13 protein-coding genes are annotated in these 13,586 nt (G+C 67.2%); 6 read left to right on the top strand and 7 right to left on the bottom strand.

What is annotated here, in order from left to right:
• Window position 1: 1 nt before the first annotated feature.
• Genes ACFJGT_RS03370 through ACFJGT_RS03355 form a run of 4 tightly spaced genes read left to right on the top strand, consistent with a single transcriptional unit; the run spans window position 2 to window position 5,110 of the window.
• Window positions 2-1,090 (top strand): microcin C ABC transporter permease YejB, encoded by a 1,089-nt coding sequence (locus ACFJGT_RS03370; protein WP_377845870.1) that lies wholly within the window; start codon window positions 2-4, stop codon window positions 1,088-1,090.
• A 2-nt stretch (window positions 1,091-1,092) separates the two neighbouring features.
• Complete coding sequence (locus tag ACFJGT_RS03365; protein ID WP_377845868.1) at window positions 1,093-2,265, top strand: ABC transporter permease; 1,173 nt, start codon at window positions 1,093-1,095, stop codon at window positions 2,263-2,265.
• Entirely contained in the window at window positions 2,262-3,890 is a 1,629-nt protein-coding gene (locus tag ACFJGT_RS03360; RefSeq protein WP_377845867.1) for an ABC transporter ATP-binding protein, read from the top strand. Before ACFJGT_RS03365 ends, ACFJGT_RS03360 begins: the two co-directional genes overlap by 4 nt.
• Window positions 3,891-3,892: 2 nt before the next feature.
• Entirely contained in the window at window positions 3,893-5,110 is a 1,218-nt protein-coding gene (locus ACFJGT_RS03355; RefSeq protein ID WP_377845865.1) for a phosphopentomutase, read from the top strand.
• A 3-nt stretch (window positions 5,111-5,113) separates the two neighbouring features.
• Here ACFJGT_RS03355 and ACFJGT_RS03350 read toward each other — a convergent pair whose 3' ends face one another.
• Together ACFJGT_RS03350 and ACFJGT_RS03345 are read right to left on the bottom strand one after the other, a co-directional pair.
• Window positions 5,114-6,571, bottom strand: coding sequence for a methyl-accepting chemotaxis protein (locus tag ACFJGT_RS03350; protein ID WP_377845863.1), 1,458 nt, complete (start codon window positions 6,569-6,571; stop codon window positions 5,114-5,116).
• Window positions 6,568-6,942 (bottom strand): hypothetical protein, encoded by a 375-nt coding sequence (locus ACFJGT_RS03345; RefSeq protein ID WP_377845861.1) that lies wholly within the window; start codon window positions 6,940-6,942, stop codon window positions 6,568-6,570. Before ACFJGT_RS03345 ends, ACFJGT_RS03350 begins: the two co-directional genes overlap by 4 nt.
• A gap of 178 nt (window positions 6,943-7,120) precedes the next feature.
• On the opposite strand from ACFJGT_RS03345, the gene ACFJGT_RS03340 reads away from it, so the two are divergent.
• On the top strand, window positions 7,121-7,549 hold the full coding sequence (locus ACFJGT_RS03340) for a TadE/TadG family type IV pilus assembly protein (protein WP_377845859.1): 429 nt from the start codon (window positions 7,121-7,123) through the stop codon (window positions 7,547-7,549).
• Window positions 7,550-7,584: 35 nt separating this feature from the next.
• Window positions 7,585-9,318 carry a pilus assembly protein TadG-related protein gene (locus tag ACFJGT_RS03335; protein WP_377845858.1) on the top strand — a complete coding sequence of 578 codons (1,734 nt, stop codon included), beginning with the start codon at window positions 7,585-7,587 and terminating at the stop codon, window positions 9,316-9,318.
• Between the two features lie 6 nt (window positions 9,319-9,324).
• Here ACFJGT_RS03335 and ACFJGT_RS03330 read toward each other — a convergent pair whose 3' ends face one another.
• From ACFJGT_RS03330 to murA, 5 genes are all read right to left on the bottom strand, one after another.
• A complete protein-coding gene (locus tag ACFJGT_RS03330) occupies window positions 9,325-9,729 on the bottom strand; it encodes a low molecular weight phosphatase family protein (RefSeq protein WP_377848909.1) in 405 nt (134 codons plus the stop codon).
• Between the two features lie 41 nt (window positions 9,730-9,770).
• Window positions 9,771-10,259 carry a UPF0262 family protein gene (locus tag ACFJGT_RS03325; RefSeq protein WP_377845855.1) on the bottom strand — a complete coding sequence of 163 codons (489 nt, stop codon included), beginning with the start codon at window positions 10,257-10,259 and terminating at the stop codon, window positions 9,771-9,773.
• Window positions 10,260-10,296: 37 nt separating this feature from the next.
• Window positions 10,297-11,589 (bottom strand): histidinol dehydrogenase, encoded by a 1,293-nt coding sequence (gene hisD, locus ACFJGT_RS03320; protein WP_377845853.1) that lies wholly within the window; start codon window positions 11,587-11,589, stop codon window positions 10,297-10,299.
• A 209-nt stretch (window positions 11,590-11,798) separates the two neighbouring features.
• Window positions 11,799-12,245 (bottom strand): DUF2948 family protein, encoded by a 447-nt coding sequence (locus ACFJGT_RS03315; RefSeq protein WP_377845851.1) that lies wholly within the window; start codon window positions 12,243-12,245, stop codon window positions 11,799-11,801.
• 45 nt (window positions 12,246-12,290) lie between these two features.
• On the bottom strand, window positions 12,291-13,580 hold the full coding sequence (gene murA / locus ACFJGT_RS03310; RefSeq protein WP_377845849.1) for a UDP-N-acetylglucosamine 1-carboxyvinyltransferase: 1,290 nt from the start codon (window positions 13,578-13,580) through the stop codon (window positions 12,291-12,293).
• Window positions 13,581-13,586 lie beyond the last annotated feature (6 nt).

Genomic DNA, 13,586 nt, shown 5'->3' with positions numbered 1-13,586 from the left:
CATGCTGAGCTATATCGCCCGGCGCCTCGCGCTGATGGTGCCGACCCTGTTCGGCATCCTGCTCGTGTCCTTCGTCATCGTGCAGTTCGCGCCGGGCGGGCCGGTCGAGCGCGTGATCTCGCAGCTCCAGAACCCCAATAGCGGCGGCGCGGCCGATCGCGTCGGCGGCGGCCAGGGCGGCGATGCCGGCGCGCAGGGCGAGGCCAGCGCCTACCGCGGCGCGCAGGGTCTCGACCCCGCCTTCATCAAGGAGCTGGAGAAGCAGTTCGGCTTCGACAAGCCCGCGCATGAGCGTTTCCTGAAGATGCTCGGCGACTATGCCCGCTTCGATTTCGGCCGCAGCTATTTCCGCGACGCGCCGGTGCTGCAGCTGATCAAGGAGAAGCTGCCGGTCTCGATCACGCTGGGCCTGTGGATGACCTTGATCTCCTATGCGATCTCGATCCCGCTCGGCATCCGCAAGGCGATGAAGGAGGGCTCGCGCTTCGACACCTGGACGAGCGCCGTCGTCATCGTCGGCTATGCCATCCCGAGCTTCCTGTTCGCGATCCTGCTGATCGTGCTCTTCGCCGGCGGTTCGTTCTGGCAGATTTTTCCGCTGCGGGGCCTGACCTCGGACAACTGGGCCGAGCTCAGCCTGATCGGCAAGGCCAAGGACTATCTCTGGCATATCGCCCTGCCGGTGCTGGCGATGGCGCTCGGCGCCTTCGCGACCTCGACGTTGCTGACCAAGAATTCCTTCCTCGACGAGATCAGGAAGCAATACGTCCTGACCGCCCGGATGAAGGGCCTCAGCGAGCGGCGCGTGCTCTACGGCCATGTCTTCCGCAACGCCATGCTGATCGTCATCGCCGGCTTCCCCGGCGCCTTCGTGCATGCGCTCTTCGCGGGATCGCTGCTGATCGAGACGATCTTCTCGCTCGACGGGCTCGGCCTCCTCTCCTTCGAGGCGATCGTCAACCGCGACTATCCGGTCGTCTTCGCCAATCTCTTCATCTTCTCGCTGATCGGCCTCGTCGTGCACCTGATCACCGACCTGACCTATAGCTGGGTCGATCCCCGCATCGATTTCGAGAGCCGGGAGGCGTGAGCATGGACACGCTGATCGATGCTCCCCCGCCGGCCCTGCGCAGCGATATCCCGCTCGCGCCGGCCGAGGCCAAGCAGGGCTGGCTCAAGCTCTCGCCGATCAACCGGCGCAGGCTCAACAACTTCAAGGCCAACAAGCGCGGCTGGTGGTCGCTCTGGCTGTTTCTGGCGCTGTTCGTGCTGACCCTCTTCGCCGAGTTGATCGCCAACGACCGGCCGCTCGTCGTGCGCTACAAGGACGAGTGGCTGTTCCCCGTCGCGGTGAACTATCCGGAAGAGAAGTTCGGCGGCTTCCTCGCCACGACCGACTACCGCGATCCCGTCATCGCCAAGGAGATCGCAGCGAACGGCTTCGCGATCTGGCCGCCGATCCGCTATTCCTACCGCACGCATAATCTCGACCTGCCGGTGCCGGCCCCCGCCCCGCCGACCTGGCTGCTCAAGGACGAGCAATGCCGGGTGATCGCCGAGCGCACCGGCGGCAAGACCTGCCGCGACCTCGAATGGAACTGGCTCGGTACCGACGACCAGGGCCGCGATGTGGTCGCTCGCCTGATCTACGGCTTCCGCATCTCGGTGCTGTTCGGGCTGATCCTCTGTGCCTTCTCCTCGGTGATCGGCATCGCGGCGGGCGCCATCCAGGGCTATTTCGGCGGCTGGACCGACCTGATCTTCCAGCGCCTGATCGAAATCTGGACCTCCATACCCGCGCTCTACCTGCTGATCATCGTCGCGGCGATCATCACGCCGAGCTTCTTCGTGCTGCTCGGCATCCTGCTGCTGTTCTCCTGGGTCGCATTGGTCGGCGTCGTGCGCGCCGAGTTCCTGCGGGCGCGCAATTTCGAATATGTCCGGGCAGCCCGCGCGCTCGGCCTCTCCAATCGCACCATCATGATCCGGCACCTGCTGCCGAACGCGATGGTGGCAACGCTGACCTTCCTGCCCTTCATCCTGAACGGCTCGATCACCACGCTGACCTCGCTCGACTTCCTCGGCTTCGGCCTGCCGCCCGGCTCGCCCTCGCTCGGCGAATTGCTGGCGCAGGGCAAGGCGAACCTGCAGGCGCCCTGGCTTGGCCTCTCCGGCTTCTTCGTGATCGCCCTGATGCTGTCGCTGCTGATCTTCATCGGCGAAGCGGTGCGCGACGCCTTCGACCCGCGGAAGACCTTTGCATGAGCGCGCCGCTGCTTTCCGTCGAAGACCTCTCGGTCGCCTTCCGCCAGGGCGGGCGGGAGACGTTGGCCGTCGACCATGTCTCCTTCTCGATCGCCAAGGGCGAGACGCTGGCGCTGGTCGGCGAATCCGGTTCGGGCAAGTCCGTCTCGGCGCTGTCGATCCTCAAACTTCTGAACTACCCGGCAGCGCATCATCCCTCCGGCAAGGTCATGTTCAACGGACAGGACCTGATCGCCGCCGACGAAGACGCAATGCGCAAGGTGCGCGGCAACGACATCACCATGGTGTTCCAGGAGCCGATGACCTCGCTGAACCCGCTCCATACGATCGAGCGGCAGATCGGCGAGATCCTCGAACTGCACAAGGGCCTGCGCGGCGAGAAGGCGCGCGCCCGCACGCTGGAACTGCTGGACCTCGTCGGCATTCGCGACGCCGCGAGCCGGCTCGATGCCTATCCGCACCAGCTCTCCGGCGGGCAACGTCAGCGCGTGATGATCGCGATGGCGCTCGCCAACGAACCCGAATTGCTGGTTGCCGACGAGCCGACGACCGCGCTCGACGTCACCGTGCAGGCGCAGATCCTGAAGCTGCTCAAGGAGCTGCAGGGCCGGCTCGGCATGGCGATGCTGTTCATCACCCATGATCTCGGCATCGTCCGGCGTATCGCCGACCGGGTCTGCGTCATGCTGAAGGGCAAGATCGTCGAGCACGGCCCTGTCGCCGAGATCTTCGGCAACCCGCAGCACGACTACACCAGGCGCCTGCTCGCAGCCGAGCCGAAGGGGCGGCCCTCCCCTGTCCCGAGCGATGCGGCAACGCTGCTGGAGGCCGGGCCGGTCAAGGTCTGGTTCCCGATCAAGTCCGGCCTGCTGCGCCGCACAACCGGCCATGTGAAGGCGGTGGACGGCATCTCGGTCAAGGTGCGCGAAGGCGAGACGCTGGGCGTCGTCGGCGAATCCGGTTCGGGCAAGACCACGTTGGGCCTCGCCATCCTTCGGCTGATCGCTTCGGAAGGTCCGATCGTCTTCCTCGGCGACCGGATCGACGGGCTCTCCAGCAAGCAGGTGCGGCCGAAGCGCAAGGATTTGCAGGTCGTCTTCCAGGACCCCTATGGCTCGCTCTCGCCGCGCATGTCGGTGGCCGAGATCGTGGCGGAAGGCCTCGCCATCCAGCAGCCGAACCTGACCTACCAGCAGCGCCGGGAGATCGTGGCGCAGGCGCTTGTGGATGTCGGGCTCGATCCGGCAGCGATGGATCGCTATCCGCACGAGTTCTCCGGCGGCCAGCGCCAGCGCATCGCGATCGCGCGGGCCATGGCGCTCGATCCGAAATTCGTGGTGCTGGACGAGCCGACCTCTGCGCTCGACATGTCCGTGCAGGCGCAGATCGTCGAGTTGCTGCGCGGCCTGCAGACGAAGCGTAAGCTCGGCTATCTCTTCATCAGCCATGACCTCAAGGTGGTCAGGGCGCTGTCGCATCGGGTGGTGGTGATGCAGAACGGCAAGGTGGTCGAGGAAGGCCCGGCGGAGGCGATCTTCGCATCGCCGCGCGAGGCCTATACCCAGGCGCTGCTGGCGGCGGCGCTCAACCTCGATACGCCCAGCGCTGCCGCGGTGAGGGACTGAGCATGGCGCGCGCGCTCCTGATCGTGCTGGATTCGGTCGGCTGCGGTGGCGCGGCGGATGCGGCCGCCTATGGCGATGCCGGCTCGGACACGCTCGGCCATATCGCGGAAGCCTGCGCCGATGGGCGCGGCGACCGCGAGGGCCTGCGCAGCGGGCCGCTTCAGCTTCCGAACCTCGTGCGACTCGGCCTCGCCCATGCCTGCGAGACCTCGACCGGCCGGCCGCTCGCCGGCGTCGCGAAGCCCGCCAGGTCCGAAGGACGCTGGGGCTACGGCGTCGAGCTCAGCCAGGGCAAGGACACACCGTCCGGCCATTGGGAGATCGCCGGCTGCCCGGTGCCGTTCCAGTGGGGCTATTTCACCGACCTGGAGAACTCTTTCCCTGCGGAGCTTGTCGCGGGCATCGTCGCGCAAGGCGCCCTGCCCGGCATCCTCGGCAACAAGCATGCCTCGGGCACCGCGATCATCGACGAGCTCGGGCCGGAGCATATCCGAACGGGCAAGCCGATCTGCTACACCTCGGTCGATTCCGTGCTGCAGATCGCGGCGCATGAGGAGCATTTCGGGCTCGACCGGCTCTATGCCCTCTGCAAGGTCGCGCGCGGCCTCGTCGATCCCCTGCGGATCGGGCGCGTCATCGCGCGGCCCTTCGTGGGATCGCCGGAGGAAGGCTTCACCCGCACCGGCAACCGCAAGGATTTCGCGATCCCGCCGCCGGACGAGACGATCCTCGACCGGTTGACGGCGCAGGGACGCATGGTCGTCACCGTCGGCAAGATCGGCGACATCTTCGCCCATCGTGCCACCGGCACAGAGATCAAGCCTTTCGGCAATGCGGCGATGCTCGACGCGGCGCTGGAAGCCTGGGACGGCCTGCCGGATGGCGGGTTCTGCTTCGTCAATCTCGTCGATTTCGACACGGAGTTCGGCCACCGGCGCGACATTCCCGGCTATGCGGCGGCGCTGGAAGCCTTCGACCGCCGCCTGCCGCATATCGAAGCCGTGCTGCGACCGGGCGACATCGCCGTCGTCACGGCGGATCACGGCAACGATCCGAGCTGGCCCGGCACCGACCATACGCGCGAGCATGTGCCGATCCTCGCCTTCGGCCCCGGTATCGGCGCCGAACCGCTCGGGCGCCGCGGCAGCTTCGCCGATATCGCGGCGAGCCTTGGCACCTTCCTCGGCATCGGGCCGGTCGGTCCCGGCCGCCCCTGGTAGCCGTCAGGCCGCAGCCACCCGGCCGCAGAAGCTCGCGACCTCGTGGCGGATGTCCTGCGCCTGCTGTGCAAGCGCGCTGGCGGCGCTCTGCAGTTGCTGGGCGGCGCCATGGGTCTGGCGGGTCATGACCTCGAAGCCGCCCGCGACATCGGCGCTGCGCTGCGCGCCCTCGAAGGACAGTCGGACCTGATGGGCGATCTCGGCCGTCGCTCGGCTCTGCTCGTCGACGGAGAGCGCGATCGCATTGGCGACGCTCTCGACATCGCCGATCGCCTCGACGATGTCCCGGATCGCCTTGAGCGAGCGCTGCGAGGCCTGCTGCATCGTGCCGATCTGCTGCGAAACCTCGTCGGTCGCCTTGGCGGTCTGGGCCGAGAGCGTCTTGACCTCGCTGGCGACGACGGCAAAGCCGCGCCCCATCTCGCCGGCGCGCGCCGCCTCGATCGTGGCGTTGAGCGCCAGCATGCTGGTCTGGGCGGCGATGCCGCGGATGATCTCGACGACGGCGCCGACATTCTCGCTGCTCTGGGCGAGATGCTCGATCTCGGCGCTGGCGCGCCGCGCCAGTTCCGCCGCCGCCTTGGAACCATCGGCCGACTGGCCAGCATTGCGGCCGATCTCACCAATGGAGGCGACAAGCTCCGTGCTGGCGGCCGAGAGATGGTCGATGCTGTCCATCGTGCCGGCAGCGGAATCGGAGACCATCGCGGTCTGACGCCGGACATGGTCGGAGGTTTCGGTCAGCGCCCCGGCCTCGGTGTTCATCGCCGCAGCGGAATGATCGAGCACGGCCATCGCCTGCTCCATCTGGGCGCGGAAGCCGGAGACGACGTCGCGCAGCATCTCGGCACGCCGCCCCAGCTCTTCAGCGAGATTGCGCTCCTTCTCGCCGGCGATGCGCTCGCGCTCGGCCACTTCCTGCGCCCGCGCGAGATTCTGCTCGTTGACGGCGAACATGCGCTGCAGCACCACGGCGAAGACCGCGAGGAAGGCCGTCTCGATGATGACGATCACCGCATGGAGCAGCACGCGCAGCAGGCTGCCTCCCTGATAGAATACAGCTGCCGGCAGGGCATATTGCAGCACGAGATGGTGCGCGGCCGTCAGCGCGGCGCCCATCAGGATCGGCCGCCAGTCGCAGAAGCCGGCGAGCAGCGCCAGCACTGCGAAATAATACATGTGGATGTCCGGCTGCCAGGGGTGGCCGGCAAAGCTGAACACCAGGATCGAGACCTGCCCGATCAGCACGGCCGCGATGACGAGGCGCGTCACGATGGCCGGGCCAGCCATACGGTAGATCAGCACGGCTGCCAGCGCTGCGAGCGCCGCCATCAGCACCGGGACAAGGCCTGATGTTCCATTGACCCAGAAGCCCAGCGCGAGCAGCGGCACATGAAGCAGGCAAAGCGCGAGCAGGGCTTGCGCAACCCTGTGGCGCACCGCTGACAGGGACCAGATCATGACGATGCTTCCGTTCGGCCGGGGCTATCGAGGCATCCGGCAAGACCCGCCAGAACGAGGGAGAACCACGCGCCTTTCGGCAACGAAGGTGCCTGCCCGTTCAACGTCGGCGCCACGACGACGATCGCGCCCAAGCGGCCGCTGCGCAGGACGCGGTGGCCGGCCGCGAAGCTCAGCGCCACGGCTTCGGCACCATCGGTCCAGGGCGGAAAAACGATCGCCACCGGCTTGGTGCCGTCGGTTGCGCCAGGCAGACCTGCGAGCGCTCCGAAGCTGACGAGCAGGCAGACGAGGCCGACGAGGAGCCCAGCACCGGGCGACAGCCGCTCCGCGCGAGCCGCATCGGGTTCCGCTGGAGATGTCGAAGGCATTGGCAGGGATCACCCGGGGCAACGGCGGCGTACAGGCGAAGCAACCTTAGCTGCGTAAAATTTTACTTAACCCGTTCAGTCCGGCTGAACGGCGATTGCTCCTGGCGAGGGGCGTTTACCTTTCATCAAGGGGAGAGATTTACAACTTTTAGTTGTATCTACTTATCGAGGAACGGCCATGCTGCCTGCCCTGTCCCGCTTCTCCCGGAACCAGCGCGCGACCAGCGCGATCGAGTTCGCCTTCGTCGCACCAATCCTGCTGCTGCTCCTCTTCGGCATCATGGGATACGGCTATGTCTTCGGCATCTATCACAGCATCCAGCAGATCGCAGCCGAGGCGGCACGCTCGTCCGTATCGGGCTTGAGCGACACCGAACGAGCCCAGATCGCCCGCGATTTCATCACGGCCCATGCCGGCTCCTATGCCTTCATCGATCCGGCGAAACTGCGGGTGCGGACCGGCCAGACCGGCCCGCAGATGCAGAGTTTCGAGGTCGCGGTCGCCTATGACATGAGCGGCTCGGTCTATGACAGCCTGAGCCGGATGGTGTCATTGCCACAACCCATGATTGAGCGCCGGGCGATCGTCCAGCGCGGTGGGTATTGAACAGGTTTCGCGATCTCAAGGCCAAGGGGGCACGCATGCTCAGGCTCAGGAACTTCGTCGGGGATCAGCGAGGCGGCACCGCGATCCTCTTCGCCGTCTCCGCCACGCTCCTGTTCGGCTTCGGCGCCCTGGCCGTCGATGTCGGCAACTTCTTCTACGAGAAACGCAAACTCCAGACCGCCAACGACCTCGCCGTTCTCGCAGCCGCGAGCGATCTGCCGCGGGCAAGGGCCGCGGCCCAGTCCAGCACCATCCAGAACGGCTTTCCAGGCAATGCGATCCAGACGCTGCAGACCGGCGTGTATACGCCCGACCCGAAGCTGGCTCCCGGAGCGAGGTTCGTTCCGAGCGCGGCCTCGGTTGCGAATGCCGTCAGGATCGACATGCGGACCACGGCGCCGCTGCTGCTCGGCCGCGCGCTGACCTCATCCGCGGCTGCGCAAGCGCCGAGCACCACCCCGCGCCCGCCGGGCAGCGCACCAACCGTTGCGAGCCTCGCCAGCGGTGACGTGCCGATCGGCTCCAGCGCCATCGCCTTCCAGGATGCCCAGGCCTCGTTCGCCGTCGGCTCCCGCCTGCTCAAGCTCGATGGCGGCCTGCTCAACAGTCTGCTGGGCGGCCTGCTCGGGGGCGGCGTGTCGCTCTCCGTCATGGATTACGACGCCCTGATCAAGGCACGGGTCGACCTGTTCGATTTCTCGAAGCGCCTGGCCACCCGCCTCAACCTGACGGCCGCGACCTATGACGACGTGCTGAAGGCCGATGCCCGCCTCGGCGACGTGCTCGCAGCCATCGTCGACGCCTCCCGCGACCATGATACGCGCAGCGGCACCGCCACCGCAGCGCTCGGCCGGCTCGCGACCGCATCAGTGAGCAACCTGCCGGTCAAGCTCGGCTCGCTGATCTCCTTCGGGCCGGCCGGCGACAAGCCGCTCTCCGGGCCCAAGCCGCTCGCGGCCTCGCTCTCGGCGCTCGACATCGTCTCCGCGGTTGCCCAGATCGCCAATGGCAATCGCCAGATCGATGTGGGCCTCAATCTGAATCTGCCGGGGGTCGCCGCCGTCTCGCTCAAGCTCGGCATCGGCGAACGCCCGATCGGCACCAGCCTCGTGCGGGTCGGGCGTGCCGGATCCAGCGTCCATACCGCACAGACGCGGCTTTTGCTGACCGTCGACCTCGTCGGCTCCGGTGCGGCCTCACTGGTCAGGCTGCCACTCTATCTCGAACTCGCCGCCGCGACGGCCCGGCTCACCGGCATCCAATGCTCGCCCGGCGACGTTTCGACCTCGCGGGTCACGCTGGGCGTCACGCCCGCCGTGGTCGATGCCTGGATCGGACAGGTCTCGATGGCGGAGTTCAACAATTTCAGCAGGGCGCCGAACCCGCCCGCCGCGACCCTCGTCAACGCCGCCGGACTCGCCAAGGTCACGGGCCGCGCCCATGTGACGATGACCAATCTCTCCGAGGCCGCCGTCAGCTTCAGCTATCCGGAAATCCAGCGCAGCGACAAGAAGACGACCTCGACCCAGAATTTCGTCGCCACCCTGCTGGGGCGGCTGGTCGGTGACCTGGAGTTGCGCGTGGAGGCTCTGGGGCTCGGCCTCGGCCTGCCCGGTCTGGACGGGCTGGTCAGCGGCGTGATCGCCAATGCAGCGACGCCGCTCGACCAGATCCTGAACGGCGTGCTCGGCACGCTCGGCATCGGGCTCGGCCAGGCCGATAGCTGGGTCAGCGGCGTGCGCTGCGGCGGGGCGGTGCTGGTGCGGTGAGCGTACTCAGCTCTGCAGCCGCTGCTTGATCCGCTTCATCAGGCCGTCGCGGACGTCGCGATAGGCGTCGAGCTTCTGCTCGCGCGAGCCCTGAAACACGGTGGGATCGACGGTCGGCCAGTATTCCACCTCGGCGGCGTGGGTCCGCGTCAGGTCGAGAGCCTTATGATGCGCTTCCGGCGAAAGCGTGATGATCAGGTCGAAATTGAGCCCTTCCCACTCCTCCAGCTCCTCGATCGATTTCGGCTTGTGCTTGCTGAGATCGATGCCGATCTCGTCAAGTACGGTCGACACGAAACCGTCGAGCTCCCCCTTCCGGGCACCGGCCGACTGGACATAGATCGATTTGCCGAAGAAGTGCTTGGCCAGGGCCTCGGCCATGGGCGAGCGCACGGCATTCATCGCGCACATGAAGAGCACGCTTTGTACCTTGCGCGGGGGCTCCAAGCGCGTCAGCCCTTCCAGTGCAGGGCGTAGATCAGCGTGAAGAGGCGGCGCGCCGTGTCGAAATCGACCTCGACCTTGTTCGCCAGCCGTTCCGCCAGAATGCCGGCAGCCTCGTCATGCAGGCCGCGCCGGCCCATGTCGATCGCCTCGATCTGCGACGGGGTCGAGGTCCGAATCGCTGCATAGTAGCTGTCGCAGACCATCTCGTAGTCCTTGATGATGCGTCGGAACGGACTGAGCGAGAGATGATGCGTCACCACCGGCGCACCATCCGCCGCCTTGATCTCGAAGACGAGGCGCCGCTCGACCATGGCGAGATGCGCCATGTACGGCCCGCCATCATGCTCGGGGATGACGAAGCTGTTGCGCTCGATCAGGTCGTAGATGGCGACGGCGCGCTCGTGCTCCTGATCGGGCGTGCCCCGGCCGAGGGAGTTCTCGTCGAGGGTCAGGCCGACCAGGCGCTGGTTCGTGGCAGTCGAGACGTCGGACATCGCTCCTCCGGCCGTGGCGCCGCCCGTCGGACAACGCTCAAAGATTGAGTCTGATCGTCACGGATCGGCCGTGCGCCTGCAAGCCCTCTGCCTCAGCCAATTGCGTCGCGGCGGAAGCAAGCGCGCGCAGGCCCTCAGGGCCGCATTTCAGCAGCGAGGTCCGCTTCATGAAATCGCCGACGCCGAGACCCGACGAGAAGCGGGCCGAGCGCGCCGTCGGCAGGACATGGTTGGGGCCACCGACATAGTCGCCGATCGCCTCCGGCGTATGGCCGCCGAGGAAAATCGCGCCGGCATTGCGGATCAGCCCCGCGAGCCGGTCCGGATCGGCCGTCATGATCTCGAGATGCTCGGGCGCGAGGCGGTCGACCAGCGGCACGGCGGCTTCGAGATCCGCGACGAGCAGGATCGCGCCAAACTCCTGCCAGCTCCTGCCGGCGATTTCGGCGCGCGGCAGCGTCGCGAGCTGCACCGTGACCGCCTTCTCGACTTCGGTGGCGAGCGCGGCATCGTCGGTCATCAGGATCGACTGGGCGGAGACGTCATGCTCGGCCTGCGCCAGCAGGTCGGCGGCGATCCAGTCTGGATTGGCGCTGCGGTCGGCGATCACCAGCACCTCGGAGGGGCCCGCGATCATGTCGATGCCGACCTGGCCGAAGACTCGACGCTTGGCAGCGGCGACATAGGCATTGCCGGGACCGACGATCTTGGCGACCGGCGCGATCGTGGCGGTGCCGTAGGCCAGCGCGGCGACGGCCTGCGCGCCGCCGATCCGGTAGACCTCGTCGACGCCGGCGAGCCGGGAGGCCGCGAGCACGAGCGGATTGGTCTCACCGCGCGGCGTCGGCGCGACCATGACGATGCGCGGCACGCCGGCGACCTTCGCTGGGATGGCGTTCATCAGCACGGAGGACGGGTAGCTCGCGGTGCCGCCGGGCACATAGAGCCCGACGGCCTCGATCGCGCTCCAGCGCCAGCCGGCGCCGACGCCAGCCGCATCCACGACCCAGGAATCGGCCGGCTTCTGGCGGCGGTGATAGGTCTCGATGCGCTCGCGCGCCGTCTCCAGCGCCGCCAGCAATTCGGGCGAGCAGGCCGCGACGGCCGCATCGATCTCGGCTTCGGAGACGCGCAAGGTCTCAGGCGTCAGGTCGAGTGCGTCGAAGCGGGAGGTATAGTCGATCAGCGCTGCGTCGCCCTTCGCGCGGACATCGGCGATGATGTCGGCAGCGATGCGATCGACCTCCTCGGAGACCTCGCGCTTGGCGGAGAGCAGCGCCGCGAAGCCCTCAGTGAAGCCGGCATCCCTGTCGTCGAGCCTGATGGGCATGGGTATCCTCAGGAAATCCGAACTCTCGGTCGTCATTCCGGGCGTAGCGCAGCGAAGACCCGGAATCGATCATGGAGCGCAACGCCCTTCGATGGATCCCGGATCGGCGCCGCTTTGCGGCTTGTCCGGGATGACGGCGCGTTCTTAGACGAAGGGTGCCGAAGGTTGAAGCGGTGACTGGCCGAAAAGCGTCGAGGCGCCGGCAGCGTTCAGGCGCCGTCGGGATGGCCGGGGGTCGCCACGGCTTCCCAGACCGGGCCGAGATCCTTCATCTGGGCCTCGATGCATTCGACCGAAAGGCGGATCGCCGCCCCTTCCGAGAAGTGCAGCGTCACTTCCCCGGCCGGGTCCTCGCCCAGGTCGAAAGTAACGGCGAGGAGGTTGAGGACCTTGTCGGGATCGTTCTTGTCGAGCTTGGCGCTGCGCACGGCCTGGACGCGATCGAAATGCAGCGCGGTCAGGCGCCGCCGGCGCTGGCCGCGCTGGGCGCCTTCCCAATCGAAGCGGCGCAATGCGAGCGCGAAGCGCTGCTCGCGCGGGAGATAGACGAGGTCGGCCGCCTTCAGCACCGCATCCTGGAGATGGGCTGAGACAATCGCGAGGTCATCCGCATCGAGCGCGATGAGCTTGAGCGGGTCGGCGGCATCGTCTGACATGGTCTTGTTCTGACGAGCCGCCCCCGGAAAATCAACAGCAGAGAATCAACTGCTGATGCGTTCCACCAGTGCGCCGCAGCGGCTGAGCTTGGCTTCCAGCGCCTCGAAGCCGCGATCGAGATGGTAGACGCGGTTGATCGTGGTATCGCCTTCGGCGGCGAGACCACCGATGACCAGCGAGACCGAGGCGCGCAGATCCGTCGCCATCACCGGCGCGCCGGTCAGCTTCTCGACGCCCTCGACATGGGCGACGTCGCCGTCCAGCCGGATCTTCGCGCCGAGGCGGGCGAGCTCCTGCACATGCATGAAGCGGTTCTCGAAAATGGTCTCGCGAATGCGCGAGGTGCCCTTGGCCCGGGTCATCAGCGCCATGAACTGCGCCTGCAGGTCGGTCGGGAAGCCCGGGAAGGGGTCGGTATCGACATCGACCGCCTCAAGGCCGCGGCCGTTGCGGCGCACGCGGATGCCTTCATTGGTCGAGTCGATCTCGACGCCGGCCCTGGTCAGCACGTCGAGCGCCGATTGCAGCAGCTCCGGCCGGGCGCCCTCAAGCAATACGTCGCCGCCGGTCATCGCCACAGCCATCGCATAGGTGCCGGCCTCGATGCGATCCGGCAGGACGGCATGGTGCGCGCCACCAAGGCGCGCCACGCCCGTCACCACGATGCGCGGAGTCCCGGCACCCTCGATCTTGGCACCCATCTTGACGAGGCAGGCGGCGAGATCGGTGACCTCCGGCTCGCAGGCCGCGTTCTCGATCACCGTGGTGCCCTGCGCCAGCACGGCGGCCATCAGCGCGGTATGGGTGCCGCCGACCGTGACCTTCGGGAAGACGATCTCGCCGCCCTTCAGTCCCTTGGGGGCGCGGGCCAGCGCATAGCCGTTCTCGATCACGATCTCGGCGCCCAGCTTCTCCAGCGCCATGAGCAGCAGGTCGACCGGGCGCGTGCCGATGGCGCAGCCACCCGGCAGCGAGACCTTGGCCTCGCCCATGCGGGCGAGGATCGGCGCGATCACCCAGAAGCTCGCCCGCATGGTCGAGACCAGCTCATAGGGCGCGCAGGTGTCGACGATCTGGCGGGCCGTCATCGAGATGGTCTGGCCGGTCTCGGCCGACTGGCCGATGCGCTTGCCGGCCACCGTGCGGTCGACGCCCTGGTTGGACAGAATGCGCGAGAGCGCGGTCACGTCCGACAGGCGCGGGACGTTGGTCAGCGTCAGCGTCTCGTCCGTCAGCAGGCTCGCGATCATCAGCGGCAAGGCGGCGTTCTTCGCGCCTGAAATCGGAATGGCGCCATTGAGGCGCTGGCCGCCGGTGATGCGGATCTTGTCCATCGTCGG

The sequence above is a fragment of the Allobosea sp. UC22_33 genome (assembly GCF_042700715.1).
In the GTDB taxonomy this organism is placed as follows: domain Bacteria; phylum Pseudomonadota; class Alphaproteobacteria; order Rhizobiales; family Beijerinckiaceae; genus Allobosea.
This window is presented reverse-complemented; position numbering and strand designations above follow the sequence as displayed.

Coding starts and splice junctions, on each gene's coding strand:
- ACFJGT_RS03365 (WP_377845868.1), top strand. CDS start 1,093: ATGGACACGCTGATCGATGCTCCCCCGCCGGCCCTGCGCAGCGATATC.
- ACFJGT_RS03335 (WP_377845858.1), top strand. CDS start 7,585: ATGCTCAGGCTCAGGAACTTCGTCGGGGATCAGCGAGGCGGCACCGCG.
- ACFJGT_RS03370 (WP_377845870.1), top strand. CDS start 2: ATGCTGAGCTATATCGCCCGGCGCCTCGCGCTGATGGTGCCGACCCTG.
- ACFJGT_RS03330 (WP_377848909.1), bottom strand. CDS start 9,729: ATGTGCGCGATGAATGCCGTGCGCTCGCCCATGGCCGAGGCCCTGGCC.
- hisD (WP_377845853.1), bottom strand. CDS start 11,589: ATGCCCATCAGGCTCGACGACAGGGATGCCGGCTTCACTGAGGGCTTC.
- ACFJGT_RS03355 (WP_377845865.1), top strand. CDS start 3,893: ATGGCGCGCGCGCTCCTGATCGTGCTGGATTCGGTCGGCTGCGGTGGC.
- ACFJGT_RS03325 (WP_377845855.1), bottom strand. CDS start 10,259: ATGTCCGACGTCTCGACTGCCACGAACCAGCGCCTGGTCGGCCTGACC.
- ACFJGT_RS03345 (WP_377845861.1), bottom strand. CDS start 6,942: ATGCCTTCGACATCTCCAGCGGAACCCGATGCGGCTCGCGCGGAGCGG.
- ACFJGT_RS03360 (WP_377845867.1), top strand. CDS start 2,262: ATGAGCGCGCCGCTGCTTTCCGTCGAAGACCTCTCGGTCGCCTTCCGC.
- murA (WP_377845849.1), bottom strand. CDS start 13,580: ATGGACAAGATCCGCATCACCGGCGGCCAGCGCCTCAATGGCGCCATT.
- ACFJGT_RS03315 (WP_377845851.1), bottom strand. CDS start 12,245: ATGTCAGACGATGCCGCCGACCCGCTCAAGCTCATCGCGCTCGATGCG.
- ACFJGT_RS03350 (WP_377845863.1), bottom strand. CDS start 6,571: ATGATCTGGTCCCTGTCAGCGGTGCGCCACAGGGTTGCGCAAGCCCTG.
- ACFJGT_RS03340 (WP_377845859.1), top strand. CDS start 7,121: ATGCTGCCTGCCCTGTCCCGCTTCTCCCGGAACCAGCGCGCGACCAGC.